The sequence below is a fragment of the Actinokineospora globicatena genome (assembly GCF_024171945.1).
Lineage (GTDB): Bacteria > Actinomycetota > Actinomycetes > Mycobacteriales > Pseudonocardiaceae > Actinokineospora > Actinokineospora globicatena.
On record NZ_JAMTCR010000005.1, the window covers coordinates 586,091 to 610,347 of the forward strand.

General features: G+C 70.8%; 21 protein-coding genes. 17 read left to right on the forward strand and 4 right to left on the reverse strand.

Features of this window, described 5'->3' with window-relative positions:
• Position 1: 1 nt before the first annotated feature.
• From LV79_RS26415 to LV79_RS26440, 6 genes are all read left to right on the forward strand, one after another.
• Positions 2–1,930 (forward strand): fumarate reductase/succinate dehydrogenase flavoprotein subunit, encoded by a 1,929-nt coding sequence (locus LV79_RS26415; protein WP_253840933.1) that lies wholly within the window; start codon positions 2–4, stop codon positions 1,928–1,930.
• Positions 1,927–2,673: a succinate dehydrogenase/fumarate reductase iron-sulfur subunit gene (locus LV79_RS26420; protein ID WP_253840934.1), complete on the forward strand. Its 747-nt coding sequence runs from the start codon at positions 1,927–1,929 to the stop codon at positions 2,671–2,673. The genes LV79_RS26415 and LV79_RS26420 overlap by 4 nt, the downstream gene beginning before the upstream one ends.
• 14 nt (positions 2,674–2,687) lie before the next feature.
• On the forward strand, positions 2,688–3,320 hold the full coding sequence (locus LV79_RS26425; RefSeq protein WP_253840935.1) for a hypothetical protein: 633 nt from the start codon (positions 2,688–2,690) through the stop codon (positions 3,318–3,320).
• 38 nt (positions 3,321–3,358) lie between these two features.
• Positions 3,359–5,518 (forward strand): NAD-dependent DNA ligase LigA, encoded by a 2,160-nt coding sequence (gene ligA, locus LV79_RS26430; RefSeq protein ID WP_253840936.1) that lies wholly within the window; start codon positions 3,359–3,361, stop codon positions 5,516–5,518.
• Between the two features lie 540 nt (positions 5,519–6,058).
• Complete coding sequence (locus LV79_RS26435) at positions 6,059–6,559, forward strand: GNAT family N-acetyltransferase (protein WP_253841204.1); 501 nt, start codon at positions 6,059–6,061, stop codon at positions 6,557–6,559.
• A gap of 70 nt (positions 6,560–6,629) precedes the next feature.
• On the forward strand, positions 6,630–7,343 hold the full coding sequence (locus tag LV79_RS26440) for a 3-keto-5-aminohexanoate cleavage protein (protein WP_253840937.1): 714 nt from the start codon (positions 6,630–6,632) through the stop codon (positions 7,341–7,343).
• 31 nt (positions 7,344–7,374) lie between these two features.
• Here the strand turns inward: LV79_RS26440 and LV79_RS26445 are convergent, their stop codons facing one another.
• The gene (locus tag LV79_RS26445) at positions 7,375–8,028 is read right to left on the reverse strand and encodes an ACT domain-containing protein (RefSeq protein WP_253841205.1); all 654 of its coding nucleotides are present in this window, start codon (positions 8,026–8,028) and stop codon (positions 7,375–7,377) included.
• A gap of 207 nt (positions 8,029–8,235) precedes the next feature.
• On the opposite strand from LV79_RS26445, the gene gatC reads away from it, so the two are divergent.
• The 8 genes from gatC (at position 8,236) to LV79_RS34655 (ending at position 16,482) form a co-directional block, all read left to right on the forward strand.
• On the forward strand, positions 8,236–8,535 hold the full coding sequence (gene gatC, locus LV79_RS26450; RefSeq protein WP_092776701.1) for an Asp-tRNA(Asn)/Glu-tRNA(Gln) amidotransferase subunit GatC: 300 nt from the start codon (positions 8,236–8,238) through the stop codon (positions 8,533–8,535).
• On the forward strand, positions 8,532–10,043 hold the full coding sequence (gene gatA / locus LV79_RS26455) for an Asp-tRNA(Asn)/Glu-tRNA(Gln) amidotransferase subunit GatA (protein ID WP_253840938.1): 1,512 nt from the start codon (positions 8,532–8,534) through the stop codon (positions 10,041–10,043). The genes gatC and gatA overlap by 4 nt, the downstream gene beginning before the upstream one ends.
• The gene (locus LV79_RS26460) at positions 10,043–10,234 is read left to right on the forward strand and encodes a hypothetical protein (protein ID WP_092776697.1); all 192 of its coding nucleotides are present in this window, start codon (positions 10,043–10,045) and stop codon (positions 10,232–10,234) included. The genes gatA and LV79_RS26460 overlap by 1 nt, the downstream gene beginning before the upstream one ends.
• Complete coding sequence (gene gatB, locus LV79_RS26465; RefSeq protein ID WP_285470614.1) at positions 10,231–11,733, forward strand: Asp-tRNA(Asn)/Glu-tRNA(Gln) amidotransferase subunit GatB; 1,503 nt, start codon at positions 10,231–10,233, stop codon at positions 11,731–11,733. Before LV79_RS26460 ends, gatB begins: the two co-directional genes overlap by 4 nt.
• 637 nt (positions 11,734–12,370) lie before the next feature.
• Positions 12,371–13,255, forward strand: coding sequence for an alpha/beta fold hydrolase (locus LV79_RS26470; RefSeq protein ID WP_253840939.1), 885 nt, complete (start codon positions 12,371–12,373; stop codon positions 13,253–13,255).
• Positions 13,256–13,581: 326 nt separating this feature from the next.
• A complete protein-coding gene (locus tag LV79_RS26475; protein WP_308208965.1) occupies positions 13,582–14,484 on the forward strand; it encodes a PQQ-dependent sugar dehydrogenase in 903 nt (300 codons plus the stop codon).
• A gap of 341 nt (positions 14,485–14,825) precedes the next feature.
• Positions 14,826–15,743, forward strand: a complete 918-nt coding sequence (locus LV79_RS26480) for a 2-hydroxyacid dehydrogenase (RefSeq protein WP_253840940.1) — start codon at positions 14,826–14,828, stop codon at positions 15,741–15,743.
• 40 nt (positions 15,744–15,783) lie between these two features.
• Positions 15,784–16,482 carry a DoxX family protein gene (locus LV79_RS34655; RefSeq protein ID WP_253840941.1) on the forward strand — a complete coding sequence of 233 codons (699 nt, stop codon included), beginning with the start codon at positions 15,784–15,786 and terminating at the stop codon, positions 16,480–16,482.
• 66 nt (positions 16,483–16,548) lie between these two features.
• Here LV79_RS34655 and ilvD read toward each other — a convergent pair whose 3' ends face one another.
• Together ilvD and LV79_RS26495 are read right to left on the reverse strand one after the other, a co-directional pair.
• A complete protein-coding gene (gene ilvD, locus LV79_RS26490) occupies positions 16,549–18,393 on the reverse strand; it encodes a dihydroxy-acid dehydratase (RefSeq protein ID WP_253840942.1) in 1,845 nt (614 codons plus the stop codon).
• A gap of 104 nt (positions 18,394–18,497) precedes the next feature.
• Positions 18,498–19,124, reverse strand: coding sequence for a PH domain-containing protein (locus LV79_RS26495; RefSeq protein ID WP_253840943.1), 627 nt, complete (start codon positions 19,122–19,124; stop codon positions 18,498–18,500).
• Positions 19,125–19,461: 337 nt separating this feature from the next.
• On the opposite strand from LV79_RS26495, the gene LV79_RS26500 reads away from it, so the two are divergent.
• From LV79_RS26500 to ilvC, 3 genes are all read left to right on the forward strand, one after another.
• Entirely contained in the window at positions 19,462–21,306 is a 1,845-nt protein-coding gene (locus LV79_RS26500; RefSeq protein ID WP_253840944.1) for an acetolactate synthase large subunit, read from the forward strand.
• A 28-nt stretch (positions 21,307–21,334) separates the two neighbouring features.
• Positions 21,335–21,841, forward strand: a complete 507-nt coding sequence (ilvN, locus tag LV79_RS26505) for an acetolactate synthase small subunit (RefSeq protein ID WP_253840945.1) — start codon at positions 21,335–21,337, stop codon at positions 21,839–21,841.
• Between the two features lie 63 nt (positions 21,842–21,904).
• Entirely contained in the window at positions 21,905–22,918 is a 1,014-nt protein-coding gene (gene ilvC, locus LV79_RS26510; RefSeq protein ID WP_253840946.1) for a ketol-acid reductoisomerase, read from the forward strand.
• 554 nt (positions 22,919–23,472) lie between these two features.
• Here the strand turns inward: ilvC and LV79_RS26515 are convergent.
• A complete protein-coding gene (locus LV79_RS26515; protein ID WP_253840947.1) occupies positions 23,473–24,183 on the reverse strand; it encodes a hypothetical protein in 711 nt (236 codons plus the stop codon).
• Positions 24,184–24,257 lie beyond the last annotated feature (74 nt).

Below are 24,257 nucleotides of genomic sequence, written 5' to 3' on the forward strand. Positions count from 1 at the left end.
AGTGCTCTACCGCGACGGCGACCCGATCGCTGACACATGCGCGCCGGACGGCCCACTGGAGACGAGGTGGGAGCGACGCCGCTTCTCCGCTCGACTGGTCAACCCGGCCAATCGGCGCAAGCTGACCGTCGCTGTCGTTGGCACTGGCTTGGCAGGTGGGTCTGCCGCCGCCACCCTGGGCGAACTCGGCTACAACGTCTTGTCGTTCTGCTACCAGGACAGCCCAAGACGCGCGCACAGCATTGCCGCCCAAGGTGGCATCAACGCCGCCAAGAACTACGCCGGAGATGGCGACAGTGTCCACCGCCTCTTCCACGACACGATCAAGGGCGGCGACTTCCGCTCTCGTGAGTCCAACGTGCATCGACTCGCGGAGGTCAGCACGAGCATCATCGACCAGTGCGTCGCCCAAGGCGTTCCCTTCGCGCGCGAGTACGGCGGTCTGCTCGACACGCGATCCTTCGGTGGCGCGCAGGTGTCCCGCACGTTCTACGCACGCGGTCAGACCGGTCAACAGCTCTTGCTCGGCGCCTATCAAGCGCTTGCGCGGCAAGTCCACGCAGGTAGCGTGCGTTCCTTCCCCCGGACCGAGATGCTCGATCTCGTTGTCTCCGACGGGCGTGCGCGCGGTGTCGTAGTGCGGGATCTGGTCACCGGAGAGATCACGACCCACGTTGCTGACGCGGTAGTCCTAGCGACCGGCGGTTACGGCAACGTCTTTCACCTCTCCACTAACGCCAAGGGCTGCAACACCACAGCGATCTGGCGCGCCCACAAACGCGGAGCCCTCTTCGCGAACCCCTGCTACACCCAGATTCACCCCACATGCATCCCTGTAAGCGGCGACCACCAATCGAAGCTGACGTTGATGAGTGAGTCCCTCCGCAACGACGGCCGTGTGTGGGTACCGGTCCTAGCGGGCGACAACCGGCCTCCCGGTCAGATCCCCGAGGCTGAGCGTGACTACTACCTGGAACGCATCTATCCGAGCTTCGGCAACCTTGTCCCGCGCGACATAGCCTCACGCGCCGCGAAAGCCGTGTGCGACGCGGGCAGGGGAGTGGGACCGGGCGGGCTTGGCGTGTATCTCGACTTCGCCGACGCCATCACGCGGCTCGGTAGGGATACCGTCGCCGCCCGCTACGGGAACCTCTTCGAGATGTACCAGCGCATCACCGATGAGGACCCGTACCAGGTCCCGATGCGGATCTATCCCGCCGTGCACTACACGATGGGTGGGCTCTGGGTGGACTACGACCTGCGCAGCACCATCCCCGGGCTGTTCGTCCTCGGTGAGGCGAACTTCTCCGACCACGGCGCCAACCGGCTGGGCGCCAGCGCGCTCATGCAAGGGCTCGCCGACGGCTACTTCGTACTCCCAGCGGTCATCGGTGACTACCTCGCCGATGGCCCGTTCGGCCCCGTTGACGCCAACGCGGTCGATGAAGCCGAGGACGGTGTTCGTGAACTCATCTCCACACTGCTTTCCCTCAACGGTGACCGCACCGCCGAGTCCTTCCACCGCGAGCTGGGCAAGCTCATGTGGGACCTCTGCGGGATGGAGCGGTCCGAGGACGGGCTGCAGAAGGCGCTCGAACGCATCCCGTCGCTCCGCGAGGAGTTCTGGCGCCGTCTCAAGGTGACCGGTAGCGGTAGCGAACTCAACCAGGCCCTAGAGAAGGCGGGCAGGGTCGCGGACTTCCTGGAACTCGCGGAGCTGATGTGCGTGGACGCCCTGCACCGCACTGAGTCTTGCGGCGGCCACTTCCGCGTCGAGAGCCAAACCCCCGACGGCGACGCACGACGCGACGACGACCGCTTCTCTTATGCGGCCGCGTGGGAGTTCGCCGGAGTCGGAGAGCCACCCGTGCTACACCGCGAGGAACTGCGCTTCGAGGCCGTCAGGCCCACCGTGAGGAGTTACAAGTGAAGTACCGAGTGCAGGTCTGGCGACAGGCAGGCCCTAGCGTCAAAGGCAGGCTCGTCGAATACGAGATCGACGGCGTCACCGCCGAGATGTCGTTCCTGGAGATGCTCGACGTCCTCAACGAGCGCCTTCAACTGGAGGGCGACGACCCTGTCGCGTTCGACCACGATTGCCGGGAAGGCATCTGCGGCGCGTGTGGGGTCATGATCGATGGCGTCGCACACGGCCCGGGTAAGGCCACCACGACCTGTCAGCTGCACATGCGCCAGTTCGACCCGGCCGAGCCGATCGTGGTCGAACCATGGCGGGCCGCGCCCTTCCCCGTCGTCCGCGACCTCGTCGTCGACCGCACCGCTCTAGACAGGGTCATCGAGGCAGGCGGTTACATCTCCACACGCGCGGGTGCGGCGCCGGACGCACACGCACTCCCCGTACCCAAACCCGACGCTGACACTGCCTTCGAGGCAGCCGCCTGCATCGGCTGCGGCGCGTGTGTCGCCGCGTGCCCCAACGGCTCCTCCATGCTGTTCACCGCCGCCAAGGCAACCCACCTCGGCGTCCTACCCCAAGGGCAGCCCGAGAGGTACAACCGCGCGCGCGACATGGTGGAGACACAAGACGACCTCGGATTCGGCGGCTGCACTCTCGCGGGCGAGTGCACGGCCGTCTGCCCCAAGGGCATCCCGCTATCCACGATCTCCCGCCTCAACCACGACGTCCTCTCCGCTGCCATGCGCGCGGGCTAGGCCAAGATGGGCGGATGAGCTGGTTCCGCAAGAAGCCCCAACCGGAGCGGCCCGAACCCGCCGCGCTCGCGGAACGGTTCTGGACCCGGTGGTTCGAGCTGCTCCCGGACGTCGCGGCCGCGCTCGGCGAGGGCGAGCCGAACCGCGTGGAGAACCAGCTCTGCGACCTCGTCGCAGACCTCCACCCAGACCTGCACTTCGCCCTTGAACGCGGCGGTAGGTCTATCTACGCCTTGGTCATCTCCGGCCAAGAGGACCCGAGGTTGCGCCCGTATACCGATGCGTGGAAAGCGGCAGCTCCGCCGGATGACGCTATCTGGGAGTTCCACGACTCAGTCCCACCTGTGCCGGACCCGACCGAGGTGACCGTCAACCTCGGCGTCCACCGCATCCGACTGGCCGACGTCCGGGTGCACGTCCAGGTCGACGAGGCCGCGGGCGTGGTCGACGTCGCCGTGCACCACCCGCTGCTGCGCGAGCTCGACCCGGCCGCCCGATCCGCGATGACCTTCCTGCCCCTGGACGCCACGCTGGGTGAGCGCCTCGCCGGTCGGCGGCTGCGCCGGGTCGAGCCCGCCGTCGACGCCCCCGCCGACACCATCGGCCTGCTTGAGCTGCGCGAACTTGTCCACAGGCTGGCGGGCTGACGCCGCGCGTTGTCGGTCCCCCTCGCTAGTCTGCTCGTGTGACAAGCGCTGACCAGGAGCTACCGCGACACGCCCCCGGGGCCGAGGCCGAGGGCGTCGAGGACGTGCCCGCCGAGGACCGCGAGCGGCACTCGGTGCTCGCCGAGGAGCTGCTCGGCCACCAGTTCCGCTACTACGTGCTCGACTCACCGACGATCTCCGACGGCGAGTTCGACGCGTTGCTGCGCGAGCTGGAGGCCCTCGAGCAGCGGCACCCGGCGCTGGTCACCCCCGAGTCGCCGAGCCAGCGCGTCGGCGGCACGTTCTCCACCGAGTTCGCCGCCGTGGACCACCTGGAGCGGATGCTCAGCCTGGACAACGCCTTCGACGTCGACGAGCTGGGGTCCTGGGTCGACCGGGTCACCAAGGAGGTCGGCGACGCCGCGCACTACCTGTGCGAGCTCAAGATCGACGGCCTCGCCATCAACCTGCTCTACGAGGGCGGCAGGCTCACCCGCGCCCTCACCCGGGGTGACGGCCGCACCGGCGAGGACGTCACCCTCAACGTGCGCACCATGCGCGACGTGCCCGAACGGCTCACCCCCAGCGCCGAGTTCCCCATCCCCGAGCTGGTGGAGATCCGCGGCGAGGTCTTCCTCCGCGTCGAGGACTTCACCGAGCTCAACGCCCGCCTGGTCGAGGCGGGGAAACCGCCGTTCGCCAACCCCCGCAACACCGCCGCGGGCTCGCTGCGGCAGAAGGACCCCAAGATCACCGCGAGCAGGTCGCTGCGGATGATCTGCCACGGTTTCGGCAAGAGGGTCGGTTTCGAACCCACGGCCCAGTCCGAGGCGTACCGCGCACTGACCGCGTGGGGCCTACCGGTGTCCGAGCACACCAAGCTGCTCGACTCCGCGGACCAGCTCGCCGCGCACATCAAGCACTGGGGCGAGCACCGCCACGACGCGGTGCACGAGATCGACGGCGTCGTGGTGAAGGTCGACGAGGTGTCCCTGCAGCGCAGGCTGGGCAGCACGTCCCGGGCGCCGCGCTGGGCCATCGCCTTCAAGTACCCGCCCGAGGAGGCCACCACCACGCTGCTCGACATCCGGGTCAACGTGGGCCGCACCGGCCGGGTCACCCCGTACGCGGTGATGGAGCCGGTCAAGGTCGCGGGCTCGACGGTGGAGATGGCCACCCTGCACAACGCCAGCGAGGTCAAGCGCAAGGGCGTGCTCATCGGCGACCGCGTGGTCATCCGCAAGGCGGGCGACGTGATCCCCGAGGTGCTCGGCCCGGTCATCGACGCCAGACCGGCTGACGCGCGCGAGTTCGAGATGCCCACCGAGTGCCCGGTGTGCGACGCGACGCTGCGCTACGAGAAGGAGGGCGACGCGGACATCCGGTGCCCCAACGCCCGCTCGTGCCCCGCGCAGCTGCGGGAGCGCCTGTTCCACCTCGCCGGTCGCGGTGCCTTCGACATCGAGGTGCTCGGCTACGAGGCCGCGGGCGCGCTGCTGGCCGCGGGCGTCCTCGCCGACGAGGGCGACGTGTTCTCCCTCACCGAGGACGACCTGATCGAGGTCGACCTGTTCCGCACCAAGGCGGGCGAGCTCTCGGCCAACGCCCGCAAGCTGCTGGCCAACCTCGACGCCGCCAAGGATCGTCCACTGTGGAAGGTCCTGGTCGCGTTGTCGATCCGGCACGTCGGCCCGACTGCGGCCCGCGCGCTGGCCCAGGCGTTCGGCTCGATCCAGGCCATCGAGGCGGCCGACGAGCAGCACCTGGCCGACACCGAGGGCGTCGGCCCGACCATCGCCGCCGCCGTCGAGGAGTGGTTCGCCGTCGGCTGGCACCGCGACGTGGTCGACAAGTGGCGCGCGGCCGGGGTGCGGATGGTCGAGGTGCGCGACGAGGGCGTCCCGCGCACGCTGGAGGGCCTCTCGATCGTGGTCACCGGCAGCCTCGCGACGTACTCCCGCGACGAGGCCAAGGAGTCCATCCTGGCCAGAGGCGGCAAGGCCTCGGGGTCGGTGTCGAAGAAGACGGCCTTCGTGGTGGTCGGCGACGCGCCGGGGTCCAAGTACGACAAGGCCGTGCAGCTCAAGGTCCCGGTGCTCGACGAGGACGGGTTCCGGGTCCTGCTCGAGCGCGGCGCGGAGGCCGCGACCGAGTTGGCCACCGTCGGCGAGCCGGACGCGGAGTCCGCAGAGGACTGAACCGTCGCCACTCGGAAGGGTTGCGCGATCAACCTTTTCCGCCGGTCCTGTCCGTGGCCTGCTGCATACCCGTGCGCCCGGGTGGATACGGGAACGCTCCCGCGCTGGGCCATCCGTGTGAGCGCACCGGACAGCACTGTCCGGTACCGCGCGGTGCCGCCGCAACGCGTCGCGAATCCGCCGAACCGGGTGGTTGGCAGCGCCGCGATCCCTTGGCAGGGTGGGTGCAGCGGCCCGTGTGAGCTGGGCTCGCGCGGTGGTCGTCGCTGCGGCGGAGGGGGAGGGGCTGGGGGGAGTCGGACCGGACCGGAGCCACGGTCGGAGCCGACGGTCCGGGGTAGGACGAGTGGCCGGTCGTCCGGGGGTGAGGGACGTCCCCGGTGGTACCCAACCGGATCCGGTGGCACCGGTCGGCGCGCGGGCAGGCAACCGCGCGCGGGCTGGGGCGTCGGAGGAGTCCGGTGGGGTTTCCCGCGTCGAACCCGGCGCGGGGTCGCACCGGGACGACACGACGAACGTGGGAGGCGAGGCGTGGCTGAGGTGGCTGACCTGGTGGTGCGCCAGGCGCGGTCGGACGAGGTGCGGCGGGTCGGTGCGCTGACCGTGGAGGCGTACCGGGCGGTCGGGTACCCGGGGGACGGGGGCGGGTCCGGGTACGCCGCGTTGCTGGCCGACGCCGAGGCGCGGCTGCGCTCGGCCGAGCTGCTGGTCGCCGCGGACCGGGAGGGGTGTCTGGTCGGTACGGTCACCGTCGCCCTGCCCGGCACGCCGTTCGCCGAGATCTCCCGCGCGGGTGAGCTGGAACTCCGCATGCTCGCCGTAGCCGCCCCCGCGCGCGGTAGAGGAGTGGGGGAGTTGCTGGTGCGCGCGGTTATCGCTAGAGCGCGCGAACTGGGTCTAGAGCGTGTCGTGTTGTGCAGTCCGGCAGGGTTAACGCCCGCTCACCGCCTGTACGAGCGCCTCGGCTTCTCCCGCTTACCCAGCCGCGACTGGCACCCCGGCCCCGAGGTCCAACTCATCGCTTACACCCTGGACGTCTGACGGTCCTCTGTTCGTCCATCCGGGCTAGTGGCAACAGGTGGAGACCGACGGCCTCTGCTTCACTGGCCCGGTGGAGCTACAGGCGTGCCTCAACGGCGAGCGCTCACCCGCCGACCACCCCGCCGTCCCGATCACCGCGGCGCAGGTGGCGTCAGCCGCCGCTGATGTCGCCGCGCTCGGTGTCACGGCCGTGCACGTGCACCCGAGGGACGCCACCGGCCGCACGACGCTGCTCGGCCCCGAACTGGCCGCCACCGTGGCCGCCGTCCGCGCGGCAGTGCCAACCGCCACCGTCGGCGTCACCACCGGCGCCTGGACCGAACCAGACCCACACCGCCGAGCCGCCTTGGTCGCCGCCTGGACCGGCCTCGCCGCGGGCCGCCCCGACTTCGCCTCCGTCAACGTCCACGAGGACGGCTGGTGGGAGGTCTGCGCGGCCCTGCACTCAGCGGGCATCGCGGTCGAACTGGGCGTCTTCGACCCACCCGCCGCCGCGACCCTCCGCACCTACGGCATCCCACCCGCCGCAGTCCGCGTCCTGGCCGAAGTCCGCCCCGATGCCTCTGCGGAGCCCCTCCTGGACGCCCTGGCCTGGCTACCCCTGCCGATCCTGCTCCACGGCGAGGAAGCCTCCACCTGGCCCGCACTCACCACAGCCGCCCACCTCGGCCTGGCTACCCGCATCGGCCTGGAGGACACCCTCCACCTACCCGACGGCACCGTGGCCGCCGACAACACAGCCCTGGTCCGGGTGGCCTTGGAGCGGACCACAGTCCAGTTCTGATCAGCCCGGCAGAACCACCGCGACGATGCCGTCAGTCCGGCAGGACTACCGCGACGATCCCGGCCAGGTGGGCGAGGCGGGCGACTTCGGCGGCGCGGAACATGGGGCCGCCGGGGCGGCCGACGAGGAGGACGCGGTCGGGTTTGCCGAGGGGGGTGGCGGCGAGTTCGGTGCCGAGTTCGCGCCAGGTGGCGGGGACCCAGGGTTCCTCGCCGTCGAGGACGGTGGCCCGGGCGAGGGGGAGCCAGGGGAGGGCGATGGTGTGCACGTCGGGGGCGGCGGTGCTCGCGGCGAGGCGGGTGGCGCCGTCGGCGGTGGCCGACACGATCAGCGCCCACCCCGATCGGATGATCCTCGGCACCCCGGCGGCGAAGATCGCCAGGCCGTCGCCCGGTTCGGCGGCGACGTCCTCCACCAGTTCCAGTTCGCGGTGGGTGTCGAGCAGCCCGGCGTACGGGCGGACCGCGTCCACCTCGACCCCCGGGATCGACTCGGCGGCGGTGATCAGCACGTCCGGCAGCCGCCCGCCGGGCAGTTCGACCACCAGGTCGTCGATGGCGACCCCGCCCGCCCGTTCCACCACGTCGACGCTGAGGATGTCGGCACCGATGGCGCCCAGCGCGGTCGCGACCGCGCCCAGGGTGCCCGGGCTGTCCGGGAGTTGCACCCGGATCAGGAACGACAAGGCGAACGCCTCCCGCACTTAGCAACCCCGCGCGGACGCGCGGATTTGTCGACCGCTGATTGTCGCAGACCCCGGCCGCGCCGCCCCGGCTGCCACCGGGCACCGGTTTAGCACCGCGGCGCGTTCCGAACAACCCGTTCGGGGCGGCCGAACCCCGCGAAATAGACTCACCAGGTCCTATCACAGACAACCCCGGGGGTTCGTCGAGTGCCCAGCATCTCCCGCGACGAGGTGGCCCACCTCGCTCGCCTGGCCAGGTTGGCCGTCACCGAAGCCGAACTCGACCTGTTCGCAGGTCAGCTCGACCAGATCGTGGCGGCGGTCGCCCAGGTCGGCCAGGTCGCCGACCAGGACATCCCGCCGACCTCGCACTCGGTGCCGTTGACCAACGTCTTCCGCGCCGACGTCGTGCGCCCCGGGCTCACCCAGCAGCAGGCCACCGCCGCCGCGCCCGCGGTGGAGGACGGCCGGTTCCGCGTTCCGAGGATCCTCGGGGAGGAAGCATGAGCGAGCTGACCCGGCTCGACGCGGCCGACATCGCCGCCAAGGTCGCGGCCAAGGAGGTCTCGGCGGTCGAGGTCACCCAGGCCCACCTGGACCGCATCGCCGCCGTCGACCACGCCGTGCACGCCTTCCTGCACGTCGACACCGACCGGGCGCTCGCCGCCGCCAAGGCCGTCGACGACGACGTCGCCGCCGGTCGCCCGGCCGCCTCGCCGCTGGCCGGCGTGCCGCTGGCGCTAAAGGACGTGCTCACCATGCAGGGCGCGCCCACGACCTGCGGTTCGAAGGTCCTGGAACACTGGCAGCCGCCCTACGACGCCACCGTGACGCAGCGGTTGCGGGCGGCGGGCGTGGTCATCCTCGGCAAGACCAACATGGACGAGTTCGCGATGGGCTCGTCCACCGAGAACTCCGCCTTCGGCCCGACCCGCAACCCGTGGGACCTCGACCGCATCCCCGGCGGCTCCGGCGGTGGTTCCTCCGCCGCGCTCGCCGCGTTCGAGGCGCCGCTGGCGATCGGCACCGACACCGGTGGCTCCATCCGCCAGCCGGGAGCGGTCACCGGGACGGTCGGCGTCAAGCCCACCTACGGGACCGTCTCCCGCTTCGGCCTGGTCGCCTTCTCGTCCTCTTTGGACCAGGCTGGCCCGTGCGCGCGGACGGTGCTCGACGCCGCGCTGCTGCACGAGGTCATCGCCGGGCACGACCCGCTCGACTCGACCTCCATCGACGCCCCGGTGCCGCCGGTGGTCGCCGCCGCTCGCGAGGGCGCCACCGGTGACCTCAAGGGCGTCAAGGTCGGCGTCGTCACCGAGTTCGCCGGTGACGGCTACGAGCACGGCGTCGCAGAGGCGTTCGCCGCCGCCGTCGAGCAGCTGCGCGCGCTCGGCGCCGAGATCGTCGAGGTGTCCTGCCCGAGCTTCGACCTCGCGCTGCCCGCGTACTACCTGATCGCGCCGAGCGAGGCCTCGTCCAACCTGGCCCGCTTCGACGCGATGCGCTACGGCCTGCGGGTGGGCGACGACGGCGGCCACAGCGCCGAGGAGGTCATGTCGCTGACCCGCGCGGCCGGGTTCGGCGCCGAGGTCAAGCGCCGGATCATGCTCGGCACCTACGCGCTCTCCGCCGGGTACTACGACGCCTACTACGGCTCGGCGCAGAAGGTCCGCACGCTGATCATGCGCGACTTCGACGCCGCGTTCGCCCAGGTCGACGTGCTGGTCTCGCCGACGACGCCGACCACCGCGTTCAAGATCGGCGAGCGCACCGCGGACCCGATGGCGATGTACCGGGCCGACCTGTGCACCATCCCGTCCAACCTGGCGGGCAACGCCGCGCTCAGCGTCCCCTGTGGACTGGCCGACGGCCTGCCGGTCGGCATGCAGATCATGTCGCCCGCGCTGCAGGACCAGCGCGGGTACCGGGTGGCCGCCGCCTACGAGCTGGCCCGCAACGCCGCCCAGGGCGGTCCCCTGATCAACCGTGTTCCGGAGCTGGAGGTCGCGCACTGATGGCTGGGTCCAAGTACAAGGGCGTGTTCGGGATCGTCAGCGCGGTCACCTCCGCCACCAGCGCCGCCCGCGGGTTCGCCGCGGCCCGCGCCGACAAGGACAAGCTGGTGCTGGCCAACGCCATCGGCAGCGTCGTCGTCGCCATCACCGGCGTGCTCATCGCCGTCCGCGCCTACCGGAGGGCCAAGTGACCACAGCGGAGCTGATGGACTACACCGAGGTCGTCACCCGGTTCGACCCGGTGCTCGGCCTCGAGGTGCACGTCGAGCTGTCCACCGCGACCAAGATGTTCTGCGGCTGCGCCAACCAGTTCGGCGGCGAGCCCAACACCCACGTGTGCCCGACCTGCCTGGGCCTGCCCGGGTCGCTGCCGGTGCTCAACGCGCTCGCGGTCGAGTCGGCGATCCGCATCGGGCTCGCGCTCAACTGCGAGATCGCGCCGTGGTGCCGGTTCGCGCGCAAGAACTACTTCTACCCGGACATGCCGAAGAACTTCCAGACCTCCCAGTACGACGAGCCGATCGCGTTCAACGGCTACCTCGACGTCACCCTCGACGACGGCGAGGTCGTGCGCGTGCAGATCGAGCGCGCGCACATGGAGGAGGACACCGGCAAGTCCCTGCACGTGGGTGGCGCCACCGGCCGCATCCACGGCGCCGAGCACTCGCTGCTGGACTACAACCGGGCGGGCGTGCCGCTGATCGAGATCGTCACCAAGACGATCGAGGGAACCGGCGAGCGCGCGCCCGAGGTGGCCCGCGCGTACGTCTCCACGCTGCGCGACCTGCTCAAGGCGCTCGACGTGTCCGACGTCCGGATGGACCAGGGTTCGCTGCGCTGCGACGCCAACGTGTCGCTGATGGAGCGCGGCGCCGCGGAGTTCGGCACCCGCACCGAGACCAAGAACGTCAACTCGCTGCGCAGCGTCGAGCGGGCAGTGCGCTACGAGATGACCCGCCAGGCCGCGATCCTGGCCGGTGGCGGGTCGATCCTGCAGGAGACCCGGCACTTCGAGGAGGCGTCCGGCACCACCCGCGCGGGTCGGCGCAAGGAGACCTCCGAGGACTACCGGTACTTCCCCGAGCCAGACCTGGTGCCCATCGCGCCGTCGGCGGAGTGGGTGCAGGAGCTGCGGGGGACGCTGCCGGAGCTGCCCGCCGAGCGCCGCAAGCGGGTGCAGGCGGAGTGGTCGCTGACCGACCTGGAACTGCGGGACCTGGTCAACGCGGGCGCCATCGACCTGGTCGCGGCCACCGCCGACGCGGGCGCCCCGCCCGCTGAGGCCCGCTCGTGGTGGATGTCGTACCTGTCCCAGCAGGCCAACACCCGCGGCGTCGAGTTGGGCGCGCTGCCGATCACCCCCGGCCAGGTCGCCCGCGTCATCGCCCTGGTCGCCGACGGCTCCCTCACCAACAAGCTCGCCCGCGACGTCGTCGACGGCGTCCTCAACGGCGAGGGCGAACCCGACCACGTCGTCGAGACCCGCGGCCTCAAGGTCGTCTCCGACGACTCAGCCCTCTACGCCGCCGTCGACGAGGCCCTAGCCGCCAACCCCGACGTAGCCACCAAGATCCGCGACGGCAAACACGCCGCCGCCGGAGCCATCGTCGGCGCCGTCATGAAAACCACCAAGGGCCAAGCCGACGCCAAACGCGTCCGAGAACTAATCCTAGAACGCTGCGGCGCCTAGCTCCTCGCCCCCAGTGCCGCCCACCCCCTCTCACCGGGGGTTGGGCGGCACTGTCATCTCCGCACTTCTCGCTGCTCACCCACCAGCCGCTCGCTCTGTCCGCCGACCGCACCGCTGCGGCCCCTGACCGCTCCTCCCCCCGGCACCCGCCCGACTGAAGCACCACCCCACCGAGTCGGCCACCACCACTCGGCCACGCCAACCAATTCGCTTCGCCACTCCGGCCACTCCACCTACGCCCCACCCAGCTCCGCCAACTCGCCCGGCCACGCATCTGGCCCCGCCAGAACCGCACCTGGCTCCGCCCGGCCGCCCCCGGCTCCGCCAACCCGCCGCCACCGCTCCGCTCATCACACATTCGGGCGAAGCCCCTTGACGCCTCCGGGGGCCCACCCCAAGCCTGGCCCGGCCCCCACCCTCTCCGGGGGGCGTCCCTGGGCCAGTCTACCGGGACCCACCCACGGGCGATCTTGAAACAGGCCCCGCAGAGATCCACATGTGGATAACTTTTGTCGCCCAGCGGAGGGACAAATGCGCCGTTCGATCGAGGCGCAGCCCCAGGTCAAGGCAAGAAACGGGGGAGCACGAACGGGTGGGTGAAGGTCGCAGGCAGGAAAGTGCGGCAGACTGGGGCGCGATGCGCGAACACGACGTGCGCGCGGCTGATGGGACCAGGCTGCGCGGGTGGTGCACTGAGTCCGACGGGCCGGTTGTGTTGTTGTGTCCGGGGTTGGGGACGATCCCGGAGGCTTGGCCCGCGTTGGTGTTGCCGTCGTCCGGGGTTCGGGTGCTTAGTTGGTATCACCGGGGCACCATGGGGTCGGAGCGGCCGGTTGATTCGGCGCGGATCGGGCTCGATGACCACGTTGCGGACGCGGTCGCGGTGTTGGACGCGGCCGGGGTGCGGCGGTGCGTCGTCATGGGGTGGTCGGTCGGGGTGATGGTGGCCGCGGAGTTGGCGCGGCGGTATCCGGGGCGGGTGTCGGGGTTGTTGCTCGCCGCCGGGGTGTCGGGGGATTTGTTCGGGGGTGTGCTCGGGGTGCTCGGCATCCCGGCCGCCGTGCGCAGGCCGTTGGTGGTCGGGAGCGCGGTGGCCGTGCGTGCCGTGGGTCCGCTGGTCGACGCTGTGCTGCACCGGGTGCCGGTCAACCGGGTCACCGCGGCGCTGCTGCAGCACAGCGGGTTCATGCTGCCCGGCGCCGACCCGGCTGATGTCGCGAAGGCGGTGCGCCGCTTCCTCGGTCACGACTGGCGCTGGTACGTCACCCTGGCCCTCGCGCTCGCCGACGTCCCGCGGCGTGACCTCGCCGGGATCACCTGCCCGGTCACCGTGCTCGCGGCCCGCTTCGACGTCGTCGCAGATCCCCGCCAGGCCGTCAAGGCCGCCGCGTGCCTACCGCAAGCGCGTGTACGGGTAGTGCCAACCAGTCACTTCTTGCCGCTAGAGGCACCCGAGGTGATCGCGGAGGAGCTTCAGTTGCTGGTTGACCGCGTGGCTGTGGTCGAACGCGCGCGGCGGTAGCTGCTCACCGGGGATTCACCTTGTTGGACGTAAGGTCGGTCATCATGGCTGGAGTGCTGCGTACCCCGTTTCGCCTGCTTACGGCGATGTGTGTGGCGCTGGCTGTGTCCTCTTGCGCTACCTTCGCCGACCAGCCGCCCGAGGAGAGTTGGCAGGCCAACGCCCCCCTGACACCTCAGGCAGCCCCCGAACCTGAGACCGGTGGCCGTAGTGGGGCCATAGAGGACCCCCAGGCCGAAGGTCAGGCGACGAAGGTACCTCCGCCTGACGGGTGCAAGGACTTCCATCCGGCCGTTTTGGCTACCTGTCTCGATACGGTTGTCGCGGTGGCAGCGCTACCTGGCGACGGTTCGAACCCGACTTCGTTGGTCGCCGAGCGTAAGACCGGTCGGATCCTGTTGGTGCGTAAGGACAACGAGCCGACCGTGTTCGCTACCGTCGCCGTTGACGCGTCCACCGACGGTGGGCTTACCGGTCTCGCGTTGTCTCCGACTTACGAAGAGGACCAACTGGTCTTCGCCTACATCACGACGCCGACCGACAACCGCGTGGTCCGCATCGCGCCGGGGGACAAGGCGAAGCCCGTGCTCACCGGTATCCCTAGGGGGGCGACGGGTAACCGCGGCTCACTCGCGCGTGACCACCGTGGTGCGCTCGTGCTCGCTACCGGCGACGCTGGCTCGGCGACCGCCGCGGCGGACCCGAAGTCGCTCGCGGGCAAGGTCCTGCGGATCACCGGTGACGGCAGGCCCGCGCCCGGCAACCCGACGTCCGGGAGCGCGGTGCTCGCGGCCGGGCTGCACGCGCCCGGCGGGATCTGCGCGTCGCTCGACGGGACGCAGACCTGGGTGACCGACCGCACGGCGGCGGCGGACGTGCTGTACCGGGTGACCCCGGGCAAGGCGCTGACCAGCCCGGCCTGGTCGTGGCCGGACAAGCCCGGCGTCGCGGGCTGCGCGGCGACCCCGGAACTGGTGTGGGTCGCCATGGCCACCGCCGGTCACCTGGAGAACCTGCCGCAGGCCCCCGACGGGACGTTCACCGGCAAGCCGCAGATCGCCCTGGCCGCCCCGGACGGCTTCGGCAAGGTCGACGGCCTCGACCTGATGACCGACCAGATCGCCATCGCGGGCACCGTCAACCGCCAGACCGGCCCCACCGTCTCCAGCGACGACCGCGTCGTCGCCATCCTCGTCCAGCCCCAAGGCGGCGGCGGGGGCGCGGACTAGCTCTCACGGCTCCTGGGTCATGGCTCTGAGCTGGGGATGTGTGTCCTTCGGGTGACTCAAATTCCGTCTTCTGGGTGACAGAAGTTATCCACATGTGGATCTCTGCGGGGGTCGGTTCAAGATCGACTGTCGGGGGGTGCCGGTAGGCGGCGCGGGCTTGGCGGGTGAGGGCCCGGGCGGGGCGAAGTCGAGCCGGGAGTGGGGCGAGCGGCCCGGGGGCCGGGCGAAGCGAGCTGGGAGCGGTGTGAGGCGGGCCGGGGCGGGGCGAAGGGGGCCGGGGGCGGTGCGAGCGCAGGGGTGTTCTCGCTGGTGGTAGGGCCGGGGCGGGGGGCGGACGTAGGGTGGCGGTCGTGAGTATCACTGTTCTGGTGCCTGATGAGCACGGGGTCGCGGCTTTCGCGGATGTTGATGGGGTGCGGGCGGTTCGGTATGAGCCGGGGGAGTTGCCGGAGGAGGCCGCTGACGCCGAGGTCCTCGTGCCGGGGTTCCTCTCCGCCGACAAGGTGCGGTTGGTCGGGAGCTTGCCGAAGCTGCGGCTGGTGCAGTTGCTGACCGCCGGGGCTGAGGCGTGGGTGGGGCAGTTGCCGGGGCACGTGATGTTGTCGACCTGCAGCGGCGCACACGGGGGCAGTACCGCGGAGTGGGTGGTGGCCGCGTTGCTCACCGTGTTCCGGGACATGCGGGAGTTCGAGGACGACCGGCGGTCGCAGACGTGGGCGATGCACCAGACGGAGACGTTGCAGGGCAAGAAGGTGCTCGTCATCGGCGCGGGTGACCTGGGCAAGCAGCTCAAGCGCCGGTTGGACGCGTTCGACGCCGAGGTGACCATGGTCGCGAACTCGGCCCGCGACGGGATCAGGGCGATCAGCGAGCTCGACGACCTGTTGCCGCACCACGACGTCGTCGCGTTGATGGTGCCGATGACGCCCGCGACCAGGCACCTGGTGGACGCCGCGTTCCTCGCGAAGATGCCCGACAACGCGGTGGTCGTGAACGCCGCGCGCGGGCCGGTCGTGGACACCGAGGCGCTGCTGGTGGAGCTCCAGTCCCGGCGGTTGCGGGCCGCGCTGGACGTGACCGACCCGGAGCCGCTGCCGGAAGGTCACCCGCTGTGGACGGCGCCGAACCTGTTGCTCACCCCACATGTGGCGGGTAGTTGCACCGGTGTGCACGCCCGCGCGTACCGGGTGGTCGTCGAGCAGGTGCGGCAGTTCGCACGGGGTGAGGAGCCGAGCAACCTGGTCCGCGGCGACTACTAGTTGATCGGCGGGGGGTTGACCCATCGCTTACTGTGCGGGCGTGAGTACCGAAGACGACCGCCCACGGCAGAGTGGCGGATACGCGGACAGCGGCTATTTCACGCCGTCGGAGAGCAAGTACCCGACGACCCCCACCAGCGGTGACGACACCCACGGCAGCGGCGCCACCACGACGGCCCTGCCGCGTCCCACCGACCACGACAACGACACCGGGTACGGCGGCCGGGAGGAGGTGCTCGAACCCGAGCCGCACGCCTGGCACTTCGGCGCCGACCTGGGCCTGTTCGTGCTGCGGGTGACCCTCGGCGCGCTGTTCGTCGGCCACGGCCTGCAGAAGGTGTTCGGCCTGCTCGAGGGGCCCGGCATCAGCGGGTTCGCCCAGGCGCTGACCCAGTTCGGGTTCGAGCACGCCACCGTGCTGTCCTGGGTCACCGGGCTCACCGAGCTGATCGCGGGCGCCCTGCTCGTGCTCGGCCTGTTCACCCCGGCGGCCGCCTCGGCCGTGCTCGGCGTGATGGCCAACGCCATCTGGGTCCGGGTCAACATCGACCTGTTCGCGGGCGGTGTCGAACTGGAGGCGGTCTACGCCGCCGCCGCGTTCGCGCTGCTGTTCGCGGGCGCCGGTCGGATTTCCCTGGACCGCAACACCCCGTGGTTCCGCCGAGCGCCCGCGTTCGGCTTCATCTTCCTCCTCCTCGCCGCCGGGCTGAGCGTCGTCACGCTCGTTGTCCTGCGCTGAGCCGAACCCCACCAAGAGACCAAAGGCCCCCGCCGTTGTGGCGGGGGCCTTGGTACGCGCGTAGACCTACCGGCTCGGGTCGCGGACCGCGCCGGTGGAGGCGTCGGTGGCCATCCGGGCGTAGGCGCGCAACGCGTTGGTCACCGGGCGGATCCGGTCGACCGGCTGCCACGGTCGTTCCCGGGCGTCCATCTTGGCCCGCCGCTCGGCCAGCACCTCGGGCGCCACCAGCAGTTCCAGGGTCCGCTCGTGCACGTCGATGCGGATCTGGTCACCGTCCTCGACCAGCCCGATCGTGCCGCCGCCCGCCGCCTCCGGCGAGACGTGCCCGATGGAGAGCCCCGAGGACCCACCGGAGAACCGGCCGTCGGTGATCAGCGCGCACTTCTTGCCCAGGCCGGACCCCTTGAGGAACGCCGTCGGGTGCAGCATCTCCTGCATGCCGGGCCCACCGGCAGGCCCCTCGTAGCGCACCACCAGGACCTCGCCCGCCTGGATCTTCTTGCCCAGGATCACCGACACCGCCTGCTCCTGGCTCTCCACGACCCGCGCGGGGCCCTGGAAGACGAACAGGTCCTCGTCGATGCCCGCGGACTTGATGACCGCGCCGCGCTCGGCCAGGTTCCCGTGCAGCACCGCCAGTCCACCGTCGGCGGTGTGCTTGTGCGCGAAGTCGCGGATGCAGCCACCCGCCGCGTCGGTGTCCAGTGAGGACCACCGGTTCGACGTGGAGAACGCCTTGGTGGTGCGGACCCCGCCCGGCGCGGCGTGGAACAGCTCCACGGCCTCCTCGCTCGGGTTCGCCGCGCGGATGTCCCACTCGGACAGCCACTGCGCCAGCGACGGGCTGTGCACCGAGGCGACGTCCTCGTTGAGCAGCCCGGCCCGCCACAGCTCACCGAGGATCGCCGGGATGCCGCCCGCCCGGTGCACGTCCTCCATGTGGTAGTCGGAGTTCGGCGACACCTTCGACAGGCACGGCACCTTGCGGGAGATGTCGTCGATGTCGGCGAGGGTGAAGTCGACCTCGCCCTCCTGCGCCGCGGCGAGCACGTGCAGCACCGTGTTGGTCGACCCGCCCATCGCCATGTCCAGCGCCATCGCGTTCTCGAACGCGGCCCGGTTGGCGATCGAGCGCGGCAGCGCGGACTCGTCGTCCTGCTCGTACCAGCGCTTGCACAGCTCGACGACCGTGGTCCCGGCGCGGGCGAACAGGTCCCGGCGCGCGGCGTGCGTGGCCAGGGTGGACCCGTTGCCCGGCAGCGCGAGCCCGAGCGCTTCGGTGAGGCAGTTCATCGAGTTGGCGGTGAACATGCCCGAGCAGGAGCCGCAGGTCGGGCAGGCGGAGCGCTCCACCTCGTCGAGCGCGTCGGCGTCCACCGAGCTGTTGGCCGAGGCGGCGATGGTGGTGATCAGGTCCGACGAGGGGTGCGCGACCCCGCCGACCACGACCGCCTTGCCCGCCTCCATCGGTCCACCCGAGACGAACACCACCGGGATGTTGATCCGCATGGCCGCGTTGAGCATGCCCGGGGTGATCTTGTCGCAGTTGGAGATGCACACGATGGCGTCGGCCTGGTGCGCGTTGACCATGTACTCGACCGAGTCGGCGATGATCTCGCGCGATGGCAGCGAGTACAGCATCCCGCTGTGGCCCATGGCGATGCCGTCGTCGACGGCGATGGTGTGGAACTCGCGCGGCACGCCACCGGCGGCGGTGATGGCCTCGGCCACGATGTCGCCGAGGTCGCGCAGGTGCACGTGCCCCGGCACGAACTGGGTGTAGGAGTTGGCGATCGCGATGATCGGCTTGCCGAAGTCGCTGTCGGTCATGCCGGTCGCTCGCCACAGCGAGCGGGCACCGGCGGCGTTGCGACCGTGCGTGGTGGTGCGGGAGCGCAGCGCGGGCACGGCTCCTCCAATGGTCGACGAGTGCGGGTCTGACTGCGTGGTACTGCCTGGCCCACGCCCGTGGTGCGGGGTCGGCCTGGAAGTGGGGAGCGGTGCCGCCCAGGTTACTCCGCTGCGGTCGCGCGGCGTCCCGTGTCTTCGGTGACCTTTTCGGTTACCGCGTCCGCACCGGTGTCCGCACTGGATTCCGTACTCGGCCCAGTACTGGAGTTCGCGCCGGAGTCCTGATCGGTGTCCGCGCCCGCATCCGTGACATCCGTGGTCACCACGTCGGTCGCTGTGTCGGTCACCACGTCGCCGGACTCGGCGATGGGCTCGTCGTCGGACGCCTGCTCACCGAGACCCACGCTGGGGTCGTCCATCCTGCCGCCGCTGACCAGGGCCAACGCGGGCAGGTGGCGCGCCCGGACGTGCGGGAGCCCGATCTCGGTCTCGTCGTAGCGCACCGCGGCCACCCGGCCCTTGGCGTCGATCCGCAGCCCCTTGAGCAGGTTCCAGGCCAGCGCGTGCGTGCTGACCACCTCGCGCACCACCAGACCTTCCGCGTCCGCGGTCGTGCGCACGCGTAACACCCAGACGACGAGCGCGATGGGGATCACGTAGACGGCGACGAGCCCCGGCGCGGCGAACGCGAACGGGGTAGCGCAGACCGCGAACAGGAGCGCGGCCAGCACAGCGACGCCGGGGACGCGGAAGACCAGCCGGGACGGCACTTGCTGCTGCTCAGACACCCTTAGATGGTGCACCCGGGGTGTGCGCGGCCCGCTCCCGGGTCCCGAATCGGTGTCCACCATCCGGGAGCACCGTCCCGCAGAGTTGACGCTCTACCCCGAACGCACTAGCGTCTGCGACGTGCCAGCTCACTCCATTCTCGTACTTCCGCCGCGCGTTCGACGCTGACGGAAGGTCCTGACGTCGAACGCGCGACCCTCGTGCGACCCCTGTGGTCGACGGGGGTTTTTTCGTGTCCAGGCCCGTACTCGCACCACCGATAGTCCGACTTCCCAACAATCGCCCCGGATCCCGCGCCAGCCCCACGAGAACACTCCGACCCACGAGGCAGAACCGATGACCAGCGCACCATCGCGGCCCACCCCGGCCGCAGCGAACCCTGGGACGGCCGCCGCCACCGCGCAGCCTGCCCGGCCCAAGCCCGCGCCGCCGACCGGAACACCCGTCCGGGTGACCGGAGCGCAGTCGCTCGTCCGCTCGCTTGAGGCCGTCGGCGTCGAGATCGTGTTCGGCATCCCCGGCGGCACCATCCTGCCCGCCTACGACCCGCTGCTCGACTCCACCAAGGTGCGGCACGTGCTGGTCCGGCACGAGCAGGGCGCCGGGCACGCGGCCACCGGGTACGCGCAGGCCACCGGCAAGGTCGGTGTCTGCATGGCCACCTCGGGCCCCGGTGCGACGAACCTGGTCACCCCGCTCGCGGACGCCAACATGGACTCGGTCCCGATCGTGGCCATCACCGGGCAGCAGACCCGCGGCCTGATCGGCACCGACGCCTTCCAGGAAGCCGACATCTGCGGCATCACGCTGCCGATCACCAAGCACAACTTCCTGGTCACCGACCCGGCCGACATCCCGCGCACCATCGCCGAGGCGTTCCACCTGGCCAAGACCGGCCGCCCCGGCCCGGTGCTGGTGGACATCCCCAAGGACGTGCTGCAGGAGACCACCTCGTTCAGCTGGCCGCCGGAGCTGCGGCTGCCCGGCTACCGGCCGACCACCCGCCCGCACGGCAAGCAGGTCCGCGAGGCCGCGAAGCTGCTGTGCGCGGCCAAGCGCCCGGTCCTCTACGTCGGTGGCGGCGTGATCAAGGCCGACGCCGCGCCCGAGCTGCTGGAGCTGGCCGAGCTGACCGGGATCCCGGTCGTCACCACGCTGATGGCGCGCGGCGCGTTCCCCGACTCGCACCGCCAGCACCTGGGCATGCCCGGCATGCACGGCACCGTGCCCGCCGTCGGCGCCATGCAGCGCTCGGACCTGCTGGTCGCCCTCGGCGCCCGGTTCGACGACCGGGTCACCGGCGTGCTGGAGAGCTTCGCCCCCGACGCCGCCATCGTGCACGCCGACATCGACCCGGCCGAGATCTCCAAGAACCGCCGCGCCGACGTGCCGATCGTGGGTGACTGCAAGGAGATCCTGGTCGAGCTGATCGCCGCGGTGAAGGCCGAGCGGGCCAACGGCGCCGCCGACATCTCCGCGTGGTGGACGCTGCTCGACGAGTGGCGCGGCACCTTCCCGCTCGGCTACGAGTGGCCGTCGGACGGAACCCTGTCGCCGCAGTACGTCATCGAGCGCATCGGCCGCATCGCCGGACCGGAGGCCGTCTACACCGCCGGTGTCGGTCAGCACCAGATGTGGGCCGCGCAGCACGTGCGCTACGAGAACCCGCGCACCTGGCTCAACTCCGGCGGCCTGGGCACCATGGGCTACGCCGTGCCCGCCGCCATGGGCGCCAAGTTCGGCAGGCCCGACGCGGTGGTCTGGGCCATCGACGGCGACGGCTGCTTCCAGATGACCAACCAGGAACTGGCCACCTGCGCCATCGAGGGCGCGCCGATCAAGGTCGCGGTCATCAACAACGGCAACCTCGGCATGGTCCGGCAGTGGCAGAACCTGTTCTACAGCGAGCGCTACTCCCAGACCGACCTCGGCACGCACAAGCACCGCATCCCCGACTTCACCCTGCTCGCCGAGGCGCTTGGCTGCGCCGGTCTGCGCTGCGAGACCAAGGAGGACGTCGACTCGGTGATCCACCGCGCGATGGCCATCAACGACCGCCCGGTCGTGGTGGACTTCGTGGTCGGCAAGGACGCCCAGGTGTGGCCGATGGTCGCCGCCGGGACCGGCAACGACCACATCATGGCCGCCCGCGGCATCCGACCGCTGTTCGACGAAGCGTGACCCGGCGGACCTGAGGAGGACCGAGCGCATGACCAAACACACCCTCAGCGTGCTGGTGGAGAACAAGCCGGGCGTGCTGGCCCGGGTCGCCGGGCTGTTCTCCCGGCGCGGGTTCAACATCGACTCCCTGGCCGTCGGCCCGACCGAGCACCCCGACGTGTCCAGGATGACCATCGTGGTCGCCGTCGAGGACCTGCCGCTCGAGCAGGTCACCAAGCAGCTCAACAAGCTGATCAACGTGATCAAGATCGTCGAGCTCGAGGCCTCCGCCGCGGTCCGCCGCGAACTGCTGCTGGTCAAGGTCCGCGCCGACGCCACCGTGCGCAGCCAGGTCCTGGAGACCGTGCAGCTGTTCCGGGCCAAGGTCGTCGACGTCTCCCCGGAGGCGTTGACCATCGAGGCGACCGGCACCGCGGACAAGATAGAGGCCCTGCTGCGCATGCTGGAGCCCTACGGCGTCCGCGAGATGGTCCAGTCCGGCATGGTCGCCATCGGCCGCGGTCCGCGTTCGATCACGGCCACGGCCGTCCGCTGAGCTAGTCCCCCCAGTTTCGCTGGCCTCCCGCCAGGTACCGCCAGAAAGGCAGACACAACTCCCATGTCCGTCGAGATCTTCTATGACGCCGACGCCGACCTCGGCATCATCCAGGGCCGCAAGGTCGCCGTCATCGGCTATGGCAGCCAGGGCCACGCGCACGCGCTGAGCCTGCGCGACTCCGGTGTGGACGTCCGCATCGGACTGCCCGAGGGGTCCAAGTCCCGCGCCAAGGCCGAGGAGCAGGGCCTGCGCGTGCTCACCCCCGCCGAGGCCTCCGCAGAAGCCGACCTGATCATGATCCTGGCGCCGGACACCAAGCAGCGCTTCATCTACGCCGACGACATCGAGCCCAACCTCAACGACGGCGACGCGATCTTCTTCGGCCACGGCTTCAACATCCGCTACGACCTGATCAAGCCGCCCGCCAACGTGGACGTGGCCATGGTCGCCCCCAAGGGCCCCGGCCACCTCGTGCGCCGCCAGTTCGTCGACGGCAAGGGCGTCCCCGCGCTCATCGCCGTGCACCAGGACGCCACCGGCGGCGCCCAGGCCCTCGCGCTGTCCTACGCCGCGGCCATCGGCGGCGCCCGCGCGGGCGTCATCAAGACGACCTTCACCGAGGAGACCGAGACCGACCTGTTCGGCGAGCAGGCCGTGCTCTGCGGCGGCGCGTCGGCCCTGGTGCAGGCCGGGTTCGAGGTGCTGACCGAGGCGGGCTACGCCCCGGAGATCGCCTACTTCGAGGTGCTGCACGAACTCAAGCTCATCGTCGACCTGATGTACGAGGGCGGCATCGCCCGCCAGCGCTACTCGGTCTCCGACACCGCCGAGTACGGCGACCTCACCCGCGGCCCCCGCGTCATCACCCCCGCGGTCAAGGCCGAGATGAAGAAGATCCTCGGCGAGATCCAGGACGGCACCTTCGCCCGCGAATGGGTCGCCGAGGACGAGAGCGGCCGCGCGAACTACCACCGCCTCCAGGAGGAAGGTGCCAAGCACCCCATCGAGGAAACCGGCGCCAAGCTCCGCGGCCTCATGTCCTGGGTGGACCGCCCGATCACCGAGACCGCCTGACCTGGTTCGCTGTGATCGAGGAGGGGGCCGCGCACCGGCCCCCTCCTCGCTCGTTGGTGGACGTCATTCTCTGCTGCCACCAGGCGATCTCCGGTTTTCGGGTGCTCGGATTTTCCGTCTTCTGGGTGACAGAAGTTATCCACATGTGGATCTCTGCGGGGCCTGTTTCAAGATCGCCCGTGGGTGGGTCCCGGTAGACTGGCCCAGGGACGCCCCCCGGAGAGGGTGGGGGCCGGGCCAGGCTTGGGGTGGGCCCCCGGGGATGTCAAGGGGGTTCGCCCGAAGGTGTGACGCCGGGGGGTGGGCGCGCCGCGCGCGTGGGGGCGTTGCGAGGTGGGGGAGTTGCGTGCGTTTGGTGTGAGGGCATTGCGCGCGTTGAAGTTTGGGCTCGGCGGGAGCCGGGGTTTGTGGTGGCGCTGGGGTGGGCGTCATCGGTCTGCTGCGGGGTCGCTGATTCGTTGTTGCTGAGCGCCTTTGGCCGCAGGATGGGGCGAGCCAGTGGACTGCCGCTGGTGGCTGTTCGGGGGCCCGGGGTAGTCCACTGTGGAGCGGGGCTAGAAGTCTGGTTCGGTGCTGAGGGTGATCAGGGCGGCTGGGGCCAGTTCCGGGGCGAAGGAGTAGCCGGGGAAGCCGCCGTGGCGGATCGAGGTTCTGAGGTAGTCGACGAGGGTTGTGGTGGGGTGGCCCGCGATTCCGTGCAGGACGGGGTCGGCCACCTGGGAGGGGAGGGTGAGGTCGTGGGTGCCGCCGGGGACGTTGGCCTTGCGGCGTTCGTCGGGGGCGAGGGCGAAGGTGTAGCCGGGCTCGGTGCCGTGTTCGTCCCAGTCGGCGGCGAGGGTGTAGGCGCTGGGGAGGCACAGCGGGTCCGGGTACTCGGGGCCGGGCGGTTGCCCGCGGGGCACGGGTTCCAGGTGGTAGCTCAGCAGCAGCGCCTCGCAGTCGCCGGGGAACCAGACGCGGCCGACGCGGCGCAGGCACGCTTCCAGGGCGAACGGCAGGCCGACCTTCTCCGCCAGGGTGTCGGCGAGGGCGATCGCGCCCTCGGTGGGCGGTTCGTGCGGTTCGACGCCGTCGGCGGAGACCCAGCCCAACTCGGGCAGCGCGGCGGCGATCCTGGCGACGTCCTGGCCGACCCGGATCATGGTCTCGTCCGCGACGGCGGCCACGTCCTCGGCGAGCGCGTCGGGCACCGGGCCCAGCGCGCGCAACTCCTCCCACACCGCGACCCGCTCGCCCCGCAGGTAGCGCCGGAAGTACGAACTCACCCGCGCCACGTTACTCACCGCGACCGCCCGGGGACACCAGCGACACGGTGCGCGCGGCCGCGCTGGTGGCCTGC

What these genes read in the sequence shown, in the direction of transcription:
- LV79_RS26425 (WP_253840935.1), top strand. Translation starts at nt 2,688, where the DNA reads ATGAGCTGGTTCCGCAAGAAGCCCCAACCGGAGCGGCCCGAACCCGCC.
- gatA (WP_253840938.1), top strand. Translation starts at nt 8,532, where the DNA reads ATGAGCGAGCTGACCCGGCTCGACGCGGCCGACATCGCCGCCAAGGTC.
- LV79_RS26460 (WP_092776697.1), top strand. Translation starts at nt 10,043, where the DNA reads ATGGCTGGGTCCAAGTACAAGGGCGTGTTCGGGATCGTCAGCGCGGTC.
- LV79_RS26470 (WP_253840939.1), top strand. Translation starts at nt 12,371, where the DNA reads ATGCGCGAACACGACGTGCGCGCGGCTGATGGGACCAGGCTGCGCGGG.
- LV79_RS26500 (WP_253840944.1), top strand. Translation starts at nt 19,462, where the DNA reads ATGACCAGCGCACCATCGCGGCCCACCCCGGCCGCAGCGAACCCTGGG.
- ilvN (WP_253840945.1), top strand. Translation starts at nt 21,335, where the DNA reads ATGACCAAACACACCCTCAGCGTGCTGGTGGAGAACAAGCCGGGCGTG.
- ilvC (WP_253840946.1), top strand. Translation starts at nt 21,905, where the DNA reads ATGTCCGTCGAGATCTTCTATGACGCCGACGCCGACCTCGGCATCATC.